21 protein-coding genes and 1 pseudogene are annotated in these 21687 nt (G+C 37.6%); 11 read left to right on the top strand and 11 right to left on the bottom strand.

Going from position 1 to position 21687, the window contains the following annotated elements; translation table 11 throughout:
* Positions 1-112: 112 nt before the first annotated feature.
* Both msrA and E3D81_RS12595 read right to left on the bottom strand, forming a co-directional pair.
* Positions 113-733 (bottom strand): peptide-methionine (S)-S-oxide reductase MsrA, encoded by a 621-nt coding sequence (gene msrA / locus E3D81_RS12600; RefSeq protein WP_099367915.1) that lies wholly within the window; start codon positions 731-733, stop codon positions 113-115.
* A 58-nt stretch (positions 734-791) separates the two neighbouring features.
* On the bottom strand, positions 792-1847 hold the full coding sequence (locus tag E3D81_RS12595) for a metallophosphoesterase (RefSeq protein ID WP_167554290.1): 1056 nt from the start codon (positions 1845-1847) through the stop codon (positions 792-794).
* Positions 1848-2078: 231 nt separating this feature from the next.
* Here E3D81_RS12595 and E3D81_RS12590 point away from each other — a divergent pair, with 231 nt between their 5' ends.
* Positions 2079-4436: a hypothetical protein gene (locus E3D81_RS12590; protein WP_134777630.1), complete on the top strand. Its 2358-nt coding sequence runs from the start codon at positions 2079-2081 to the stop codon at positions 4434-4436.
* A 69-nt stretch (positions 4437-4505) separates the two neighbouring features.
* Here the strand turns inward: E3D81_RS12590 and E3D81_RS12585 are convergent, their stop codons facing one another.
* On the bottom strand, positions 4506-4748 hold the full coding sequence (locus tag E3D81_RS12585; RefSeq protein WP_167554289.1) for a hypothetical protein: 243 nt from the start codon (positions 4746-4748) through the stop codon (positions 4506-4508).
* A gap of 493 nt (positions 4749-5241) precedes the next feature.
* On the opposite strand from E3D81_RS12585, the gene E3D81_RS12580 reads away from it, so the two are divergent.
* The 5 genes from E3D81_RS12580 to E3D81_RS12560 all read left to right on the top strand — a co-directional run bounded on the left by E3D81_RS12580 (position 5242) and on the right by E3D81_RS12560 (position 9596).
* Entirely contained in the window at positions 5242-6102 is an 861-nt protein-coding gene (locus E3D81_RS12580; RefSeq protein WP_134777628.1) for an AraC family transcriptional regulator, read from the top strand.
* Positions 6103-6189: 87 nt separating this feature from the next.
* Positions 6190-6438: a Rho termination factor gene (locus tag E3D81_RS12575; protein WP_134777627.1), complete on the top strand. Its 249-nt coding sequence runs from the start codon at positions 6190-6192 to the stop codon at positions 6436-6438.
* Positions 6439-6444: 6 nt separating this feature from the next.
* Positions 6445-7485, top strand: coding sequence for a DNA topoisomerase IB (locus E3D81_RS12570; protein ID WP_134777626.1), 1041 nt, complete (start codon positions 6445-6447; stop codon positions 7483-7485).
* Positions 7486-7593: 108 nt separating this feature from the next.
* Positions 7594-8052, top strand: coding sequence for a PA2169 family four-helix-bundle protein (locus E3D81_RS12565; RefSeq protein ID WP_134777625.1), 459 nt, complete (start codon positions 7594-7596; stop codon positions 8050-8052).
* A 452-nt stretch (positions 8053-8504) separates the two neighbouring features.
* On the top strand, positions 8505-9596 hold the full coding sequence (locus tag E3D81_RS12560) for a PAS domain-containing sensor histidine kinase (RefSeq protein WP_134777624.1): 1092 nt from the start codon (positions 8505-8507) through the stop codon (positions 9594-9596).
* Positions 9597-9611: 15 nt separating this feature from the next.
* Here E3D81_RS12560 and E3D81_RS12555 read toward each other — a convergent pair whose 3' ends face one another.
* Complete coding sequence (locus tag E3D81_RS12555) at positions 9612-10295, bottom strand: DUF421 domain-containing protein (RefSeq protein ID WP_134777623.1); 684 nt, start codon at positions 10293-10295, stop codon at positions 9612-9614.
* A gap of 150 nt (positions 10296-10445) precedes the next feature.
* Between E3D81_RS12555 and E3D81_RS12550 the strand changes: the two genes are divergently transcribed.
* Positions 10446-11336 carry an SDR family oxidoreductase gene (locus tag E3D81_RS12550; RefSeq protein WP_134777622.1) on the top strand — a complete coding sequence of 297 codons (891 nt, stop codon included), beginning with the start codon at positions 10446-10448 and terminating at the stop codon, positions 11334-11336.
* On the opposite strand, the gene E3D81_RS12545 is transcribed toward E3D81_RS12550, so the two are convergent.
* A complete protein-coding gene (locus tag E3D81_RS12545; RefSeq protein WP_134777621.1) occupies positions 11292-11822 on the bottom strand; it encodes a CinA family protein in 531 nt (176 codons plus the stop codon). The genes E3D81_RS12550 and E3D81_RS12545 overlap by 45 nt on opposite strands.
* A 64-nt stretch (positions 11823-11886) precedes the next feature.
* On the opposite strand from E3D81_RS12545, the gene E3D81_RS12540 reads away from it, so the two are divergent.
* On the top strand, positions 11887-12642 hold the full coding sequence (locus E3D81_RS12540; protein WP_134777620.1) for a Ku protein: 756 nt from the start codon (positions 11887-11889) through the stop codon (positions 12640-12642).
* A gap of 2 nt (positions 12643-12644) precedes the next feature.
* Here the strand turns inward: E3D81_RS12540 and ligD are convergent, their stop codons facing one another.
* The 3 genes from ligD to E3D81_RS12525 are packed head-to-tail and all read right to left on the bottom strand — an operon-like array spanning position 12645 to position 16907.
* Positions 12645-15116, bottom strand: coding sequence for a DNA ligase D (gene ligD, locus E3D81_RS12535; protein ID WP_134777619.1), 2472 nt, complete (start codon positions 15114-15116; stop codon positions 12645-12647).
* A 46-nt stretch (positions 15117-15162) separates the two neighbouring features.
* Entirely contained in the window at positions 15163-15822 is a 660-nt protein-coding gene (locus E3D81_RS12530) for a response regulator (protein WP_099367933.1), read from the bottom strand.
* A gap of 2 nt (positions 15823-15824) precedes the next feature.
* Entirely contained in the window at positions 15825-16907 is a 1083-nt protein-coding gene (locus E3D81_RS12525) for an ATP-binding protein (RefSeq protein WP_134777618.1), read from the bottom strand.
* 381 nt (positions 16908-17288) lie between these two features.
* Here E3D81_RS12525 and E3D81_RS12520 point away from each other — a divergent pair, with 381 nt between their 5' ends.
* The 3 genes from E3D81_RS12520 (at position 17289) to E3D81_RS12510 (ending at position 18489) form a co-directional block, all read left to right on the top strand.
* The gene (locus E3D81_RS12520) at positions 17289-17783 is read left to right on the top strand and encodes an RNA polymerase sigma factor (RefSeq protein WP_099367935.1); all 495 of its coding nucleotides are present in this window, start codon (positions 17289-17291) and stop codon (positions 17781-17783) included.
* Positions 17784-17866: 83 nt separating this feature from the next.
* Positions 17867-18085, top strand: a complete 219-nt coding sequence (locus E3D81_RS12515; protein WP_134777617.1) for a hypothetical protein — start codon at positions 17867-17869, stop codon at positions 18083-18085.
* A 68-nt stretch (positions 18086-18153) separates the two neighbouring features.
* Entirely contained in the window at positions 18154-18489 is a 336-nt protein-coding gene (locus E3D81_RS12510; RefSeq protein ID WP_134777616.1) for a HopJ type III effector protein, read from the top strand.
* 6 nt (positions 18490-18495) lie between these two features.
* On the opposite strand, the gene E3D81_RS12505 is transcribed toward E3D81_RS12510, so the two are convergent.
* From E3D81_RS12505 to E3D81_RS12495, 3 genes and pseudogenes are all read right to left on the bottom strand, one after another.
* Positions 18496-19803 carry a cryptochrome/photolyase family protein gene (locus tag E3D81_RS12505; protein WP_134777615.1) on the bottom strand — a complete coding sequence of 436 codons (1308 nt, stop codon included), beginning with the start codon at positions 19801-19803 and terminating at the stop codon, positions 18496-18498.
* 14 nt (positions 19804-19817) lie between these two features.
* Positions 19818-20770, bottom strand: a pseudogene (locus E3D81_RS12500) (Dyp-type peroxidase).
* A 36-nt stretch (positions 20771-20806) separates the two neighbouring features.
* Positions 20807-21598 (bottom strand): phosphatase PAP2 family protein, encoded by a 792-nt coding sequence (locus tag E3D81_RS12495; RefSeq protein ID WP_134777614.1) that lies wholly within the window; start codon positions 21596-21598, stop codon positions 20807-20809.
* Positions 21599-21687: the final 89 nt, after the last annotated feature.

Genomic DNA, 21687 nt, shown 5'->3' with positions numbered 1-21687 from the left:
TTAATAGCAGTGGATTTTAATCAAAAATAGAACATCTTACGAAATCATCGTAACCATTCATCACATTTAACATATTTTAGCATTATTTCCCGTATTCGGGAGAAAAAAAACCTTATTTCTTGGCGTTTATTTTCTTTGCATATTCAAAAAGGGAAGGATCAATATGGCAATATCCACCTGGGTTTTTATCCAGATAATCTTGGTGATAATTCTCCGCATCGTAAAAATTCTCCAGTTTGGAACATTCGATCTGAATCTTATCCGTATAGTTTTTTGCCAGTGTATTCAATTTTTGTTGGATGATCTTTTCGTCAGCGGGATTGCTGAAATATATCCCCGTACGGTACTGTGTTCCAATATCGTTTCCTTGTTTGTTCAAACTGGTCGGGTCAACCGTTTTGAAATAAAGGTCTATAAGTAAATCCAAACTAACGATGGCTGGATCATAGATCACTTTCACAGTTTCGGTAAACCCCGTTCTGCCGGTGGTTACCTGCTGATAACTCGGCTTCCCCGTTTTTCCATTGGCATAGCCAACCTCAGTAGCTGTAACCCCGCGCACCTGTTTGAAAAAATGTTCGGTACCCCAGAAACAACCGCCTGCAAAATAGATTTCCTTTTTCCCTTTTGGAACAGGTTTCGAAACATAGGTCTCTTTTTCAGACCGATTTTGCGCATTCAGAAAAATAATCCCTCCTATGATAACAAGCACAACAATAACTGTATTTTTCATGATGATGTATTTTTAAATTATTGACTTTTACAAAATTACGAAGAATTTTGTAAAGCTTTTAATTTACAGCCTGATGCTTAATCGTTAGGTTAAAAGCTTGAAAAAGGGTATTGGAAACATCCACAATATAGAAAGACAACAACATATCCTTATTGTCCAAATAATCTATAACACAGAAGCCTTGGTCTTCGTAACTATAGACCAGGTTTTTGGAAGGTTGAATGCTGGAATGCTTGGCACCAGAACCGCTAACCACCTGCTTGATGGTTTTCGTTTCGATATATTGTAAACCATGATCATGCCCGGCCACAAAAAGTGTATTGGGATGTTCTGCTACAGTGGTAGTTACCTTATCAATCATTTCCCTGTAAATAGGATGTTTCAGGTCTTCCGCCGATTTAAAAGCCGTTGATCTTACCAAAGGATATAAAGAACCTACCGCTGGTAAGGGGATGTATAATGGTTTCCAGAGCCTGGTAAGTGGAAAAAGATGATCTTTCCAATTGTATTTCAGACTATGTTCGCCATAGGATTTCATTGGATGATGGGAAAATATCAGTATGGTTTTGTCTTGATGTTTTTCCAGCATTTGCTTCAATTCTTGGATAAAATCTTCCTTTTCCTGCTGGATATCCTTGACATGATGTGGGAACAGCCAATATTCACTATCAAAAGTTATGGCAACTACATCTTTGGCAAGCTGTATGGACTCAGGTCCTAAAGTACCAGCTTGAGGCACAAAATCCAGGGCTCTATCTTGAAATTGAGCAAGAAAATTGGCTTGAGCTTTAACTTTTTCCAGACCATTTTTACCTGAATGGTCCCAATCATGATTTCCTGCCAGAAAATACACCGGCACGCCTGTCTTACGAAAGTCATCAAACTGGCTTTTTAGAATGTTTTCAGTTTTTTCTTTTTCCTGATCCATCAATGCCATCCCATCAGGATAGATATTGTCTCCCACAAAAAAGGCAATGGTTTTATCTTTTATGACAAGGTCTTGCGCTTTTTGAATTAAAAAATGCTGGGTATGATTAATTTCACCTGCATCTCCAAAAATAATCATCCTCCTTTCGATCTCCTGCGCTTGTACAAATCCTAAAAAAAGGTTCAAGATAAATACAAGGTTATAGAAACAAAATTCACAAGACCCGTTTTTTATCCTTTCTTTTAAATAAGTTTTTATTTTCGTAAGCAAGTGGACATCTTCCATTCTGATAAATTTTATTAAAGATTTACAATATTGATTTATTATTGGCAAAGAAGTCTTTAATTTAATTAATTTACGTAAAATTGAATACAATTTTGCTCGCTAACCGATCATTTACTTATTATGCATACGTCCATGAATTGGAAGAGAACCATTTATTTATTTTTTCAAATTATTCTTCTTCCTTTTTTACATCCGCTCAGTGCCCAGGAAGCTCCCAAGGAAATCCTCTATGTTACTACGGATAAGAACATATATACACCTGGAGAAATCATTTGGTTTTCCTCCTATCTGTTAAATACCAAAGAATTGACAGATACTCTTTCGCCCGATCTTTTAGCAGTTGGTCTATTACGTGAAGATAGCATCTCCTTTAGTGTGAAGCGGTATTACCTAATGGCCAATAAGATCTGCCCCGGAAGTCTGACCATTCCCGATTCTTTAGTCCCAGGAGAATATCGATTAGTAGCCTTCAGCAATGTGACAGATACTGAACATAAGCCGATACATTTTTTCTCCTCCAAGATTATCATCAAATCCCCAACCTTGAATGCCTTCCATAGTACTTTCGAGCAATTGGATACCAAGGACAAGAATACGATTGAAATTCAGGTGAAAGCTTGGAACCTAGAACTGAGGGGCGAAAAAGCTAAAAACAACCGCATTGCCTATAAACTTTCCACAGGATGGAAAGGCGAAGTACCCTTGGACATTTTTGGTCAGGCAATCATTAGCATACCAAAGGAGGAGTTTCAGCGATCGGATAAAAATCTCATGACGCAGATATTCTATCAGAACAACAAAAAGTACAGCAATTTTAAAATCGCAGAGGAGAACCCAATAATCAAATTGGCCATTTCCAATCCAGATAAAACCTTACTTGCCGACAAGGAAAATTTCTTTTATTGGCAGACGAGCCAAGAGAATGGTTCTCCGGCAGTTGTTGAAATTGCTATCCTTGAGAATGGTCAGGAAATTTTGACTTCCAAATCAGATGACCAAGGGATGGGATTCTTTAGCTTGGTACCGAAAGAAGACGCCTCATATACGATTATTTCAAAAACGGATCCTTTTAAACTGGATTATCCACTTAATAAAGCCGAGAAAAACATCTTCCATCTAAGCAATAAAAACCATGTACCAAAAGATACCTTACTGATCGACTTGGAAAATACGCAATCAGGGCCATTACAGATTCACTTCAGGGCTTTGCAGGAAAGTGCCGCAATGGTTTCCTCCCTACCTGGGATCGATGAGAAGAGCAAACGAATTGTAGTCCCTTTAAAGGACTTCAAAAAAGGAATATTTGAATATACGATCACCGATGGGCAAAACAAGACCTTGGATCGATCTTATTTCCTGGCCAATTACCATAAAAAACCTGGAATTGAAATCGCTTTATCGAAAGACACCTTATCCACGAGAGATAGCCTTCGGATCAATCTGAAGACATCCGACTTCCAGGGAAAACCCATTGAGTCTATTTTGACCTTATATTGTGTGCTGGAAGATCGAATCATTCCGGAATACAAACAACATATTGACAGCTATTATTATTGGGATTTTTGGCTAGGGCAAGCCTGGAAAACAGATCCCACCCTTGACCATATTTCTCGGTTAAATCATCAATTGGCCTTTGCAAAACCTCTTCAGCCTTCCAAGTTCTTTAGCAATAATCCTGCTTTGAAGAAAGATATCCAGGGATTAGCCAGCACAACAGCTTTGAAGCGAATTGAAGTGCCTGTAGACCTGCTGTATAGGGTGGGAAACGGGCTTAAACAACAGCTGACCGACAGTATGGGAAGATTTTATTTGAACCCACGACAAATTGCCATCCAGGAACCTAATAAGTTATATTTATTTGCTTCTATCAATCAGAAGAAGAAAAAAGTGGGAAGTTCGGATGTAACGATCAAAATCAATAATCCCTTAGAGCTACTCTTTGCCAATATCCAACAAAACTCTTCGGAATTGACCCGTTATGGGATCATTTCACGAAAGAAAAACACTGCAGAATTCCAGATCAAAGATCCTAATGTGAACAAGATTGAGGAAGTGGTGGTCTATGCAAAACCAAGAGACCTAAGAAGTACATTTGGAAGAAATGAATGTGGCGATTATGTATGTCCATATAATATTTTAAACTGCCAGAACCATCCTTATAATGGTCGACCTGCAGTTAAAGGTGAAAGTTATCTGGTGAATGGTATCCGCACGGTTTACAAAGGCTGTACAGATAGAGAAAGCACCATCGAACCCATCTACACTGGACGAACTTTTCAAGGGATGTCCAAAGCGGAACTATCGGATTTTAGTTCGAAAAATTACATTTCTACCTTGTTCTGGATGCCTTATATCCTAGTGGATAATGTCAATGATAATCAGATTCAGTTTTATAGCTCAGACCAGACTGGAAAATACAAACTCATCATTGAGGGCGTAACTAATACCGGGGAGTTGATATACGCCGAAAAAGAGATCATCGTAAAATGAAAAAGCCCCTCTCGGGGCTCTCCAACTTAATAAATAAACTTGTTTTACTTGATATAATGGTTTAAAAAATCATTTCTTTTGTTCAAAAAACTGGTTCAGCGATATTATGAAATCTGTATAGAGTTCGCCATCTTTTAAAATTTTCCAATCAATATAAACATCCTTAGAAACGTGTATCGGATCTTGTTTTATCTGAAGGTCAATCTTAGAATCCTTTTCATTCAATGGAGAGACAAATAGATTAATGGTATACCGTTCTTCTTTAGTAAAAATAAATTCCTTCCATTCCTTAAAGAATTGCCACTGTGCCATCCCTTCTTTCCTGTTCAATTTCTGGATGAAGCAATCATTTTCAATTGCATAAAATTTTAATTTTGCAAACACTTCGTCTTTAGAAACTCCTTTGACAATCAACGATTTATCCTGAGCTTTCAAATGAAAGAACGGTAAGACTAAGACCGTAAAAAGAAAAATACGAAGACATGAGGTCATAATTAATTGGTTTTCTATTATGACTTCTGTCCGCTAATAAGGTTTAATGGAAAAAAATAAAAAAATGAATTAAATTCCCCTAAAAAGAAAAACTGGCATACGAGTTTGAATGCCAGTTTTCTAATAGTTAGTGAATTTTAGTTTTTTTCTCCTAGTTCTTGGAAAAATGTTTTTATAAGGAAACAAACCTTTTATTTTACCCAAATAATTTATTATATAAATAAATTAAGTTTTTAACATTATTCCACAAAATTAAGGCATGATTTTCTATATTAACTGGTAAAAATCCAACCTAATTAAGTAAAATTGTAATATGCGATCAAAATACATCATACAATCCATTGGGGTTCAGCTTATCAGTTTGGATGATATTACTTCAGCCTTTCATAAACACCCCTACTATCAATTGGTGTATATACTATCGGGAAAAGGAACCCACAAGATCAATCAGAGCGTATTTGAGTTCAGCAAAGGAAATCTATTTCTGATAAAACCCGGGGATGTGCATGGTTTTGATTCCGATCATGATGTAGAATTCTGTCTGATCAATTTCAATGAAGATTTTTTCTCGGAAACCCATACCTCCAAAATCGATTCCTTGGACTTCAGTAAGGAATTTCGGCAATTGGAGTTTATTCTGAACAACTATAGTGAGTTTCAGGGAAGTCTAATTGGTAAGGATGACTCTACCCTATTCCATAGCTTGATCAAGCAACTTATTCTGGAGACAAAATACAATCGGATATGGCACAAGATGATTACCAAAAACATTGTCCTACTTTTGCTCAATCTATTGTCCAGGAATATCCAGGAATCCTTTGTTTCTACCTCCAAAATGGAAAACACCAATTCCAGGTTCTTAGAGGTGCTGGATTATATTCGGCATCACATCTTTGATAATAATCTCCTTCGGGTAGAAAACCTCGCCAATCAATTCAATCTTTCTGTAGGACATTTTAGCCGATATTTCAAGCAAGAATCCAACATGAGTATCAAAGAATACATCCTATATTATAAGCTCGAATTAGCAAAAGCAAGATTGATCTATAGTGAGATGACCATTGCCCAAATTGCCAGTGAGCTCAAATTTGTGGATGAAAGCCATTTAAATAAACTCTTCAAAAAGAATTTCGGGCTGACCGCCAAAGCCTATAAGCAGAGCGCTAAAAAGTAACGATTAATAATAATCAGGTATTTAGCTCCGAACCAAAACACTTACCAACTGTTCCTTCTACACAAACAACGTAGAAAGGAGAATATCATGGCAAAAGATCACGGAAAAAGCATTAAAAACGATGAGAAATATGAAGCTTTACGCGATAAAGGGATGAGTAAGGAAAAAGCTGCCCGAATTTCAAATGACCCGAATTCAAGTAAAAAGGGAGGAAAGGCCAGTGAACTTGACGACAGGTCTAAAAACGAGCTCTTACAGGAAGCCAAAAAGATCGGTATTACTGGAAGGCACAAAATGACGAAGGATAAATTAATTGATGCTATTCGAAATCATTAATTGGGCATGTTCAAAGCCATCAATCAACTTAAGCTTTTAAAAGAAAATGGTCTCAAATATGTTGACTGCAATACTGGAGGATTTAAACGACAGAAAAAAGGTCAATCATTTATCTATTTGGATAAAGGCCAAAACAGAATAACCAACGAAAAGGTTCTGGAAAGAATCAATTCGTTGGTTATTCCTCCTAATTGGAAAAAGGTTTGGATCTGTCCCGATGCAAAAGGCCATATCCAGGCCACTGGTTTGGATGATAAAGGGAGAAAACAATACCTGTACCATCCACAATGGTCGCAGCTGCAAAAATCATTGAATTTCCATAAATTGATCTCCTTCGGAAAGGCCTTACCCTTATTGAAAAAGAAAATTAAGAAAGACCTTAATCAGGAAGGATTTACATTAGAAAAAACAAGCGCCATCGGACTTCGGATTATGGATCTTACTTCCATCCGAGTAGGTAATTCTTTATATACCAAAACCAATGGTTCTTACGGATTGACTACCCTAAAGAAGAAGCACGTTGATCTAACCACCTCAAATAACATCAAATTTTCTTATGTGGGTAAAAAGGCCGTTAAGCAGGAAAAAATAATTGTTAATAAACAGCTATACTCCTTACTAACTGAGTTAAAAGCAATAAAAGGTGGTAACCTTTTGAAATACAAAAGCATCGCTGGTGATTTCAGGTCCTTGACCCCAACGGATTTGAACCAATACTTGAAAGAAATTTCACATAAAGAGATTACCTGCAAGACGTTTAGAACTTGGAATGCCTGTTTTGATTTTCTCTTATTTCTAAGTCAACTGGAACCACCTAAAACAAAAAAAGAAAGAAATTCTAATCTTCAATTAGCTTATGATTATGTAGCCGTACGATTGGGAAATTCAAAGAATATTTCTAAAAAACATTATATCTGCCCCTTATTGATTGAGAAGTACGATCAAGAAGTTTTAGATGATTATTTAAGGAAAACTAAAAAGATGAAAAAGAATACCAAGGAAGAATATTTAAGGAAAGTGATGATAAAAGTGCTAAAACCTGCCTAGAAATTCTATTTCACCTTATACCTGAAAATCATCGTATTAATACCTAAATAGAAAAAAGAGCGAACCATTTCATTTTCCAAATAGTTCATTTTTAAAATCTTACATCCTATGGAAACTACAGATAAAAAAATAGACATCGTCAATGCGGCGATTGAGATCAATAACGATCGTATAGCGGGCTATGAAAAAGCTATGGAACTTTGCAATGAGTCTGAGGAACAAGATCTGACCTTATTGTTTCAAAAATATAAGGAACAGTCTGAAAACTTTAAGGATGAGCTTCTACCCTATGTGCAACAATTTGGGGCAGAACCTGAGGAAGGCACCATGGTAAGCGGTAAGTTGTTTCGTCTTTGGATGGATATAAAATCTTTGGTAGCTCCTTATACTTCGAAAGCGGTATTGGAAAGCTGTGAAAAAGGAGAAGATGAATTCCGAGATGCCTACAAGAAAATTCTTAACGATGCCTTGGAAGATTATCCAGGCATTGTAGATTTACTTCAAGCTCAGGTAGCTGATCAACAAATAGCCCATCAACATATAAAAGAGCTTAGAGACCGCACCTAGCTGTTTTTTTACAGGGTAAAGCACGCTATTTATACTTGCTTCAAAAAAAATAATACTTAAAAATTAAATCTCGTTTTAGAGAAACATTTGCAGAAATATTAAAAATTAAAGATTTATGTGGTTATCAGTCATATTTGGAATTGTGATTATTTTAATTATTAGTATTATAGTTTACAATTCGAGAGCAAACAGAAATAAAAACAGAAAGTCAGATTATTTAAATGATATAAAATAACTTAAAGAAAAATCAGCATTTTTTTATACAACCTGCATCATAGAATCCTTGGCAATTTTGCTGAGGATTCTTCTTTTTTAATCTCTAAAGGCATTTTTTTATATTTAATCAGAAAAATAAAAATCAATTTAACTATTGCTATGGCATGATAAATGTAGCTGTTTAGCTACATTTATTTTCGCTTTAATAGCAGGAAAAAAAGCATTGAAAAACATTTATGTCAAATAATATAAATTATCAATTGATAATTAAAGCATTGGATCATGCTCCACTTGCTACGGCAATTTATGCTACGCCTGAACTACAAATTGCATTTGCAAACAAAGAAATGCTAAAAATGTGGTGTGCTGATGAATCGATAATTGGTAAAACTTTTAGTGATGCATTTCCTAATTTTGATAAAGATGGTTTCACCAGTATACTGTTAAAAGTTTGGAAAACAGGTACTACTTATATTGCTACCGATACCCCCGCGGAAATCAAAGAGGGTGATACATTTCATAAACGTTATTTTGATTTTGAATACCGGGCATTGTTGGATGAACATCAGAACACTTATGCCATTTTACATACCTCCATTGATGTCACCGAACGAAATTTATCAAGGATATTAATCCGAGATCAAGAACAAAAATTAAACTTGAACCATGACTTGGAAATTTTGACTCATACTCTTGCTCATGACGCAAAAAACCCTCTTTCTATTGCCCGGATAGGTTTAGAAACCTTAAGGAAAAAGGGGAACTTGAGTCAGGAAACAAAAGATAATTGGTTTGAGATTGTTGATGGTGCCATTGGAAGTTTGAACAATATCATCGATAAAACCGTCCAATTAAGCGAAGCCAGGACTTATGTGCTCAAAAAGGAAGAAATTAATCTTTGTCAAATTTTACCAAACTGGGTGGAAGAGGCAGTCATTCTGAACAATGCAAATAACATCGTAGTTGATATGTCCGAACTACATCCTATTATGGCCGATAAAGGTGGAGTGTATCAGATCTTTTCAAATATTATTGGAAATGCCATTAAATATTCCATTCATAACATCAGGCCATCACTTAGTATCTACAGTGAAAAGACCCAAAAAGGGATAGCCTATTACATTAAGGACAATGGCATCGGAATCCCTGAAAATGAAATCAACAACATATTCCTGAATTTAAAAAGGGGCTCTAATGCGTTGTCTTTCCAAGGTAAAGGGATAGGCCTTTTTATTGTAAAAAGAATTATGGAAAGACTGGATGGCCAAATAAATATTACCAGCAAATTGGGTAAAGGAACAGAAGTAAGGTTGTTTTTTCCTAATTAAAAAAGCTACTTTCTCTCAACAATATTTTTTATTCATCGCTTTGGCAAATTTGCGATGGTTACATGTCGGGCATTCTAATGGCTTCTCATCGAAAATTACATGCCCACAGTACATACAAGCAATGGGAGTTCCCGCAGTTGGTTGTTGTTCGAACTCCTTATAATCATCCGGGAAAATCGGAAGCCCATATTTCACCTCGGAATCAGCGTATCTGAGCACACTTAAGGAGCCGTCTGTTTCCAAAACAGCTATCCTTACCTGGCCCAAATGCTCAATAGAGGCATTCCTCAATTCTGAGAAAAACTCTGTTTTGGAAAATGTACTCTTATTTTCCTCGGTTACAGCAAACTCTCCATCTCTTACAATCACCAGGGCTTTACCTTCCAGCATCCGCGTAAAAAAATCATATTTGGCTACCAACCAGGTCAGAAGTTTATAGAGGCTGATCACGATAATGAATACAATGATAGCATGGACCAAGGGAAAGTCATCCTGAAACATGGGATCGCCTGCTGCTGAACCCAATCCTAAGATAATGGCGACTTCAAATAAGGTTAACTGTCGAACACCTCTTCTGCCTGATACCCGTAACATCATTACGATTAACAAAAACATAAAAAGTGTCCGAAAACCAATTTCATATAAGAAACTAGGCTCTACACCGTCAAAAAGAATTTCGTATAAGCTTTTACCTTCCATAACATCAATTTTTAATGAGGCTTTACCAATTTATCAAGGATTGAATAGGCATTTCATATTTATCTGAACCAATCATTTAAAGAATTGTTCATTACTTATAGGCCTATTCGCCTTATCATCATACTTATATAATAATTAATCAAAAAGAATATGGAAACTAGAACAGAAGGCAATCCTGAAGATTTATACCCTACCCCCCCTTTCAAGAAACAAGATCAAAAACCTCCCGGTGAGACAAAACTCATGGATCCAAAACCTGACCATGGCGAACAGAGCTATGAGGGTAATGGGTTATTAACAGGGAAAGTAGCGGTTATAACCGGTGGTGATTCGGGTATTGGCAAAGCTACGGCAATTGCTATGGCACGTGAAGGAGCTGATATTGTTATTGCCTATAAGGATGATGTGGAGGATGAAGATGCTGAAGACTGTAAATATTGGGTTGAAAAGGCAGGAAAAAGAGCCTTACTCTTTAAAGGAGATATCCGAGAGGAAGAAACCTGTAAGAAATTAATCGATGCCGCAGTAGATGAGTTTAAGATGATCGATATTTTGGTCAACAATGCCGCCTATCAGATGTCTTATAAAACCCTGGAAGAAATTACAGCAGAGGAATGGAATAAGACTTTTGAAACCAATTTGAGCGCCATGTTCTACTTGGTAAAACACGCTTTAAAACATATCAGACCTGGAGGGAGTATCATCAACACCACTTCAGTTAATGCCTATGACCCCAATCCTACGTTGATTCCTTATGCAGCGAGCAAAGCCGCTATACAGAATTTCACGTCCAATCTTGCGCAGAAATTCTTAGAGGATGGAAATGGTATTCGGGTAAATGCCGTAGCACCAGGTCCTGTATGGACGCCTTTGATTCCAAGTACCATCCCTGACCACGAAAACTTTGGGGACAATACACCGATCGGAAGACCGGGGCAACCAGCAGAAATAGCGCCTGTGTTTGTATTTTTAGCAACCGCAGCTGCATCTTATGTTTCAGGAGCAACTATCCCTGTTACAGGTGGTAGGATCACTATTTAAACCAAGAAGTTCTCCAATCATTTCCATGCCGGCATTGAAGCTTTGGATATATATATCCCCTGCATTTCTGGCATGGAATTTCAATTTCCGTTGGAGCATCCTGCTTCCAAAACTCACCGCCAAAAAGACATCCCCCGGTTCAGCTGTAGGGTGCTTTTCTTTTCCTTGATAAGCCAAACCCGTAATGGCACAAAACACATCGGCCTTAAATAGCTTCTTCAATCCGACCAACATGGCTTCGGTCACTTCCATCGATTCAGCCGTAAATTGTGCAATCAATTCTTGAGGAACCCCAAGTACGTCGACTTTAACAGCTTCATTAAAACAGACCAAATTACCCATCAAATAATCCCCTGCCTCGGTCTGTAAACTCCAAACAGAAGACATAAATCCTCCGGTCATACTTTCTGTCAATGCAAGTTTGAGCTTTCGAGCCTGAAGTTCTTCAGCAATCGTATTTAATTTTCCATGGTCAATTTTGAACATCTGTTTTGTTTTTTAGGGAGAACAACCAAAATGGGGTTTCGTTTGTTAATAAAAAAAAGAAGATATGAGAGCAATTTGGACAGGAGCCATCGGTTTTGGACTGGTAAACATTCCGATCAAGATTTATAGTGCAACCCAAACCAGTAGTTTGGATTTCGATATGCTGGATCGAAAAGACCATGCTAATATAAAATATAAACGCGTCAATGAGCAGACAGGCAAGGAAGTAAAATGGGAAAATATAGTGAAGGGCTTTATGCTGAAAGACAAATATATCGTGTTGGAGGATGCAGATTTTGAAGAAGCCATGCCCGAAAAAAACAAGATGATAAACCTTCAATCGTTCGTTAAACTCCAAGAAGTAGACAGCATCTATTTTGATACACCCTATTACCTAGAGCCCCAAAAATCAGGTGAGAAAGCTTATCAATTATTATTGAAAGCCCTTGAGAAAAGTAAAACCGCCGGATTAGGAAGCTTTGTGATGCGAAATGTAGAAAATTTGGCGATCATCAAAGCTTCTGATAATGTCCTGGTTTTAAATAAAATCCGCTTTGAAGAGGAGATTCGCAATCCAGAGGAATTGAAGATACCTTCATCTGCTCGAATCAGTAAGGCTGAGATGGACATGGCCATGCAGCTGATCAAAATGAACAGCAAGGAATTCGACATCAAAGACTTCAAAAACGAATACAGCAAGGAATTGATGAAGATCATCCAGCAAAAGAGCAAAGGAAAAAGAGCCACTATTCGAAAGATCAATGTGGAAAATACCAAGGCTTCTGATCTACTCGAAAAACTTAAAGCGAGTTTGGCCTAAGATTAGAATTTCTTGATTGCAGCTTTGAGATCCACTGTATCCTTCCAGATGTTTTCCCAAGGATCTGCTAAGTCTTTCAAGCGCTTTGGCATATTGAAGATATCAAAATCCTTAATGGATAATTCCTCATTAACTTCTTCCCAATGTAAAGGGGCACTGACCGTTGCACCAGGCTTTGGCCGTACAGAATAAGGGGCGGCGATGGTTTGCCCCTGCTTGTTCTGCAGGTAATCAAGATAGATCAGGTTTTTTCGTTTTTTAGGATCTCTAATGATACTAGTGGTGTCTGGGTGCGCGGATTGCAGCATTTCTGCCAATAATTGGACAAAATCCCGCACCAATTCGTAATCATACTTCTGATCCATATTCATATAAATATGCAAGCCACTTGATCCGGAAGTTTTGATATAATGTGGAACATCTGCATTGTTTAATATATCATGACAGCTCAAGGCCACTTGAACCACCTCCTTAAAATCTGCTCCATTGGGATCCAGATCCAAAACAGCAAATTGGGGCTTTTCTGGTTTTTTATAGGTCGATAACCAAGGATTGATTTCAATCGAACCTAGGTTTGCTATAAATAACAAACTGGCCACATCATTACAAAGCAGATAATCTATGGTCTTCTCTGTGCTCTTGGAGTAGATTTCTGTCGTCTTTACCCAACTCGGTAATTGTTTGGGTTCCACATCCTTCTGAAAGAATCCCGGTTTGTCAATCCCATTCGGATATCGGTTCAAGGAAATGGGCTTATCTTTCAGATAAGGCAATATAAAATCAGCAATCTGCTCATAATAACTTAACATCTCCCCTTTACTGATCTGCTCTTCTGGCCAGTAAATTTTATTCAGATTTGTCAAGGAAACCTTTTTCTTTCCAAAAACCAATTCCTTTTCGTTAGCTAATTTCTCCTTTTCCATAGCACTGCCCTTCTCTGTTTCTTGTGGCTCAATAACTTCCAGCTTTGTTTCTTCAGCTGATTTATCTGCTCGCAATCCTTTATAAACCGGATGTCTAAGATGTCTATCCATTGTCCATTCAGAATAATAAACGTCACAGACCAATTTTGGTGATAACCAGGTCACTTCCCTTTCTTTAGCTATTTTCTCAGCAGCTGGAAAAGGCTTAGTTTTCCGAATAAGCTTACTAAAGCTACCATGTAATTCTTTTAAAGAATCATCATTGAAACCCGTACCACAATTTCCGATATAAAGGAGCTCCCCCTTTTCCATAACTCCCAATACCAATGCTCCAAAATATTTCCGCCCACCTTGAGGAGCCGTGTAACCACAGATAATGGCTTCTTGTGTATTCCGTAACTTTATCTTCAGCCAGGAAGAACTTCTTTTCCCCGAAAGATAGGTACTGGTTTTATCCTTGGCAATCACCCCCTCCCACTTATTTTCTTCTGCATGAACCAGCATATTATCCACTTGCAAGTCCAAACTGGGCACAAAATAGATTTGTTTAGCTTTGACCTTTTCCAGAAATAATCTCAACAATTCTTTCCGGTTTTCCAATTCAAAGTCGCGGAGATCATTCCCATCCAAACTCAACATATCAAAAACATAGTAATTAAGGCTTAGCCCGGCTGCAATAGGTTCGCCAGATTTCAATAATTGAAATTGGGATTGGTTCTGTTTGTTCTCAATGACCAGTTCGCCATCTAAAACAAAATCCTTGTCAATTTCTGCTAAAGCTTTTACGATACTGGGATATTGTTTATTCAACAGATTGCCGTTTCTAGAATAAAGATTGGTTTTCTCTCCATTTTTTTCGGCTAAAATTCGAAATCCATCAAACTTTTTTTCGTAGATCCATTCCGCTCCATCTGGTAGATCAGGCGATAATTTGGTTAACATTGGAGCTAGGGATTGGGCTTTTTTTTTAATAGATGTACCTTCTTTCTTAAAGGTTTTCCCATCTTTTTTAACCGATGCCGCTATAAAATCCTCTGCATCATACCCTTTTTCTACGGCATATTCATCCTTATGCTTGATCAATAACCAGTTAGTTGGATCATCCCCTTTCATCCGAACCAACGCAAATTCCCCTTTCAATTTTTCCCCATGCAATTCGAACTTAATGGATCCTTCTTTCCATTGTTTTAAGAATTCTTTTTCATTCTTTGCTGCAACCAGATCATAGGTTCCCGAATCAAAAACCACGACCGTTCCAGCCCCATAGTTGCCTTTGGGAATACTGCCTTCAAAATCAGCATAACTTAAGGGATGATCCTCCACTTCAACAGCAAGTCTTCGATCTTTGGGATTTAACGAGGGACCTTTGGGTACAGCCCAACTTTTCAGAACCCCATCGATCTCTAATCTAAAATCATAGTGCAATCTCGACGCATGATGTCGTTGTACCGTAAAGATCAACTTCGAAGATGAATCTTTCAATCCATTTTCTGAAGGTTCGGCAGTTTTCGAAAAATCTCTTTTCTTTTGGTATAGATCAAGCTTTCCCATGTCCTTTTTTTTAAAAGAACACGGGCTTAAGCTAATGGTTTTCTTTTTATTGAATAAGGCCGTTTTGAATAGCAAACTTAATCAATGCAGGGGTATTTTTTGATTTGGTCTTATCGATCAGGTTTTGACGATGTCCTTCCACTGTCCGTTTACTTAAAAATAATTTCTTTGAAATCTCTAGGTTGGTATAACCTTCGCCCAACAGTTCCAACACTTCCATTTCTCTTGATGTCAAATCAAGTTCTGTTGGGTCGATCTGTAGCGATTTATGATTATTTTTATCAATCATTTTCTGTAGGAGCTGCATGGATATTTCCTCACATAGATACCGGCCACCTTTAGCAATATGATTGATGCAGAACACCAGCTCATCTGAAGCGACATTCTTCACCAAGTATCCTTTGGCACCTAATTCGAAAGATTTGGTGACATGCTGTTCACAGTTCAGCATGGTCAGTACAACCACTTTAATATCCGGAAACTTCTCGTTCACCTCAGCAATCAATTGAATCCCATCCATATCATTCATACTCAGGTCCGTAAGAATAATATGGGTATCCAAACCTGCATATAATAAATCCAACACTTCTTTTCCATTGTTCACATCAGCCACCACCTCAAAGTTAGGTTGTGAGTCTAACAACAATTTTATTCCATTCCTCACCACAAGATGATCTTCTGCTAATAATATTTTCACTTCTGCCATTTCTAATCCTTATTTAACGTTACTAACACCGACGATCCTTTGTCTGAACTTATAACTGATAATTTTCCCTTATATAAATCTGTTCTGTTTTCTATCGTGCGAAGGCCGCTGCCCATCCGCTTACTCTCTTTGAGATCTGAAGGAAAGCCTTGCCCATTATCCTTAACTTCAATTTCCAACTGATCCTGTCCATTTCGAATAATAATCTGCACCCTATTTGCTGAAGAATGTTTCAAGGTATTATTCAAAAGCTCTTGAACTATGCGGTAAATAACCAGCTTCATATCTTTATCCAGTTCCTCCACACCAATTGGAAGACTCGTTTCTACCGTAAAATCAGGCATGGAAATGCGCTCCGTCATGGCAGTTACCGCTGCTTTCAAACCAAATGCATGCAATACAGAGGGTACCAGATCAATCGATACATTCCGAACCTCATGAATGGCATCATTCAACATCTTCTTTATAGGACGAATTATGGCAGCATGTTCATGGTTTTCTTGGGCGAAATGCTCTAAGTTTAACCTTGTTGCATATAATAATTGGGCCACACTATCGTGCAATTGATGCCCAATCCGCTTCCTCTCCTGTTCTTGGGTATCAACAATGGATTTATAGACCTCCTGTTTCACATCCATCCAATCCGGATCCGGACAGAATTCCTGATCGAACATCAATAAACAATACATCACCTCATCCAAGCGATTTGTATATTTTTTGACGTAAGTATCCATCTTGAAAAAGCCATTTCCCTTCTTATTGATAAAATGAAGATGAAGAAGTAAGGGCGATTTGATGGAATCCCGATTCTCGAATATGGATTTTAATTTGAGTGCATCCTCTGAATGTAAAAACTCGTAGATACTCCTACCGTACGACTGTGCACTGGATTGAGAAAAGATCTCTGTAAACTTTTCATTAACCTTATTAACCTGGAAAAAACGATCTAATATGATGATAGCGAATGGACCATCTTTGAAAAAGATATCAAAACATAATTCATCCCGCTCAGATTCATCTTCAAACAAGGAATATTGACCCTTATTTGCATTTTCATTCGTAAATTCGTTTTCCGAGGTTTGCATGATTTTCTTATTAATAATTATTGAAAAGATTCAAATAATTAACATATAGGTTAGATGTAGTGATTTTGATTACCCCATCTGGATGAATTTTAAGAATAGGTTATTCTCAAAAAACCATTAAATTTAAGCATTAATATTCTTTTCTCCCTAACCTCATGATTATGAATAGGTATTTACCGTATTTAAAAACATATTTCAGGTATTTTGCTCCTATATTTTATTGAAATACGTAAATATTAGGGAACAATCTTATTCAAAAAAGGTTTTATAACTTTTTTTCTATCGTATAAGTACCCTTTTTATAGAGGGAACCCGTTTTTGCAAAACATACTCAATTTCAATACGTTATATTAAGTACAATTGAACTTAAAATCACTCATCATGAAAACGCAAATTGAACATGTTATCCTCGAAAACTCCCCCGTATTAAAAAGGCTCGCCAATAACTTCACAAAGGATCCTTCCGAAAAAGACGACCTGGTACAGGAAACTTTTATCCGATCCCTTAAATCTTTGGAAAAATTTATTAACCATCCAAAACTCGTTTCTTGGTTATATGTCATCATGAAAAACATTTATTTGAATAGATACCGACGTGATAACATACATCGAATTGCGGAAAAAGAAATCTCCTATACACAAAATATGTCCAGCAGCACCAAGAATCAAGCGGAATCAAAATTTGTGGTCAATGATATCCATAATTCTATGAAAACCTTATCAGATGAAAATTATAAAATTTTCAGTATGTACCTAGAAGGCTTCAAATACCACGAGATTGCTAGTTATATGGCTATAAAAGAGGGAACTATAAAAACGAGGATCCATAGTATCCGTAAGGTGCTAAAGAAAAAATTAGGTGTTTACACGCCATAATTTTTCCAGGGAAGGCTGAAAAACAAACCATTTTTCAATTTAGATGTTTAATACTCAATCTATAAATTATTAATATTTCGAGTATGAAAAATATGTTGATTTTAAAAACGCGCGCATTAGCATTAATTATGTTTGTATTGATGTCTGTTCAGGCATTTGCGCAAGAAAATGGTATGGACATCAATGTTGATATTGACAAAGACGACAACAATATGTTCGCACAACCTTGGGTTTGGATAGTTGGAGGAGCAGTATTTATTTTATTATTAGTTGCGCTACTAAGAGGTGGCAGCAAAAAATAATACCCATAAATGTTCAGATTTATATGAGAGAGGTGTCCGAAAGGGCGCCTCTTTTCTTATATTTGAAAATGTCTACATCAAATCTACTACAACAATTGGAGAACAAATCCATACAATTCAAGGATGTTATAAACTATATAGAACAGCATTACGAATATAGAGCGTCTTCCTTTATCAATGGCAACCAGGACAATGCAGCTGATCAGAACCAAGGTTCTGCCAAAGTACTTTCCTATGCTAAATTGAACAACCTTTCTAAGGAAGATACCTTAAAATTGTTTGCCGAACACTATGAAGCAGTCTTGGCAAATCCTCAAGGCACCGACCACCAGAATATCCGTCAATTCATGGAACACGGTTGGGATAAAGTTTCTTTCGAAATTGAAGTTCTGAAACCCTTATAACCACAATTACTTCGCGGCTGTTAATCCCTTTTTGTAGGTAGCGATTGCTCTTTCTCGTGCAAAACCATGATCTACCATGGGGCTAACAGCTGTATAGGCTTTTTCGTCTAACCACTTATGGATATACTCGGTCTGCCTATCGAATTTCTGTTGTTGAATACTGGGGTTAAAAATCCGAAAATAGGGCGCGGCATCACAACCGCATCCTGCCGCCCATTGCCAGTTACCGTTATTGGATGCTAATTCATAATCATTAAGTTTACTCGCAAAATAGGCTTCCCCCCATCGCCAATCGATCAGCAGATGTTTTGCCAGAAAGCTAGCCACCAACATCCTCACTCTATTGTGCATAAAACCTGTACTGTTCAGTTCCCGCATTCCTGCATCAACTAAGGGATAGCCCGTTTCGCCGGCACACCATAAAGCAAATTCTGCAGGATTATTCCGCCACGCGATCTGATCATATTCTCGTTTGAAACTTTCATGGACCACTCTTGGAAAATGATAGAGGATCTGCATAAAAAACTCCCGCCAAATCAATTCCGAAAGCCAAGTCGCATTATTTTCCAAAGCAACCTTAACACATTCCCGAATGCTGATGGTTCCAAACCGAAGATGTATCCCGATTTTTGTGCTGCCATCCTGAGCCGGATAATCCCGAAGCTTATCGTATTGCTGGATCTGCTCCAAATCTAAAATAGGTTCGGAATACTCCATATCAGTTTTTTGGAAACCCAATTCCTCTAGGCTGAAATAAGGTTCATCTCCAAAGGTCAAGAGATTTTCCAGTTTTGCTAGATGGAAATCCAATCCTTCCTGATCCAACTTTGCGCGCCATCTTTTCGCATAGGGAGTATAGACCGTATAAGGTTGGCCATTGGATTTCAACACCTCATTGCCTTCAAAAATAACCTGGTCTTTAAAGGATTTCCATTTGATCTGATCGTTTTCCAACAATGAAATTATTTCCTGATCCCTCTTCAGGGCATCCGGTTCATAGTCCCGATTCCAATACACCTTTTCTACTCGATATTCAGCTATCAAATCTTTGAATATCGCTAAGGGATTTCCGTGAAAGACCTTCAGACTGGAACCCGATTTTTGAAATGAAGCTTTTAAAGCAGCAACTGCTTGATGTATAAAATCCACTCGACGATCATAGGGATCTTCCAACCGTGATAATATATCCGTATCAAAAATAAAGATGGGCAATACAGGTAAGCCGTCTTTTAGGGCTTCAGATAAACCTACGTTATCTTCTATTCTTAAATCTCTCCGAAACCAAAAAATATGAATAGGCGATGCTGAATCCATGAATGCAAGTTAACTTATCCGGAGAATTTAACCAACATATCCATCGATGGAACAAAGAACAGAGCACCGGTTACAGCTGTACTAAAATCCAATATCCGGTCATAATTTCCTGCTGGGTTTCCAATGAACATCTGGTTCAACATTTTCTCCACCGTACTGAAGGTGCTTGCATAACAGATAAAGAAGGTTCCCATTTCATTGCTTGCGACATTCCCAAAAGGCATATTATCCCGAACCACTTTCAGATCATCCCCAATATTGGCCAATGCACTATGGGAATTCTTCGGTTTTTCAGCATCGGTCATTTCGATATCATTGGCTTTTGAACGTCCAATTACCTTTTCCTGATCATGGATTGGAGATCATTCCAGGCTTTTAGGTTATGGATATATTTCTGAACAAAAAGGTAGCTCCCACCCTTGTAGGCCGGATCTTGTTCATCAATAACAGCAAAATATTCCCTTGCATCACCATGTGGGTTCTCCGTACCATCCACAAAACCCAAGATCGATCGGCTGTCCCAATATCGAAATCCCTGGACTTCCACAGTACAATCTGCAATGGGTGCCATAAAACTGGAAATCTCTGCCGCCATATCATAGGCATAGCTCTTTTCATCCGAACGGATATGAAATTGAATATCTCCGCCTGTGGCAACAGCGGTATGCTTATTTCCCTTAATTTCTTGGAAAGTTTTCAGCTCTTTGGGTAAGGGATTCGGTAGGTTCAAATACTTCCAAGCATCATATCCTATTCCCATGACGCAACTTGCTTTGCGATCTGGAAACCTATTCTGGGAAGAATGATTCAGATTGATAACCAAGGCACAGATCCGCTTGAATCCATCGATTATTTGAGATTTTTCTACATCAGTTTTGAATACCCAAGTAAGGAAGAAGGTGTTATTGTTAGGATAGTCTGTGACATTCTGGGCATTATTTTTAATAGCTTGTGATTTTTGTATCATAATTAGTGAAAATTATGATGGAATGTACAAAAATTTTTAGAGGTTTACCAATAGGGAAATACCCGAATGTTTTCCATCATAGGTTGGAACTAATAAGTAATTTCCTGGAATTATCCGTTTTTGCTTATCTAACATGGGTAGCATCCAATAGGCTATCTTCGTACTCATGATACCAATTCCCGCTCCCATAGCCACATCACTCAACCAGTGTTTATTATTGTACATTCTAAAAAAACCGGTTCCTGCAGCTACGGCATAACCTGCCACGCCATACCATAACGAACGATCATGGTATTCCTGCCACAACAATTCTGCCCCTACAAATGCAGTTGCCGTATGGCCAGAGGGAAAAGAATTCTGTGCGGAACCATCGGGCCGCATGACCGGCATGGTCTGTTTCATTAAGTTAACCACGGAACCCATAATAATATGTGAAACAGACCCTGTGAACAATCGCTGTTTAAGATTATGCTTTGCCGGGATACCTGCATATTCTAAACCCAAAAAAGCGGCAGTCGCCATATATTGTGAATAGTCATCCACGGGAAACTTTTTAGGATGATTCCTTTGAAGTTCCAACTTTATATTCATCACTTGCGATCTAACAACGGGATTCTTAATGGACATCAGTCCATAGGTCATAAAAACGGTTGGAGCTACATATTCTATTCGGAACACCTTATGATGAAATCCATACTTTGGTTGGGAATAGTTTTCAGATAAAGAATCTATTTGAGCGACTGCAACAGGCAAATCGACACAACATAATCCTAAAGCTATAAAAGCTTGCTTAATGATAACAGAAGATTTCTTTAACAGCCTATTCATATTTATTAAACACGACTAATTAAACTATAAATCAAATATAATATCATTTAACATAAAACGTATGTCTTTACATGCTAAATATTTAAAAA

This window comes from Sphingobacterium sp. CZ-2, from assembly GCF_004526235.1.
In the GTDB taxonomy this organism is placed as follows: Bacteria; Bacteroidota; Bacteroidia; order Sphingobacteriales; family Sphingobacteriaceae; genus Sphingobacterium; species Sphingobacterium tenebrionis.
The sequence above is the reverse complement of the archived record's forward strand: the minus strand, read 5'-3'. Positions and strand labels throughout refer to the sequence as shown.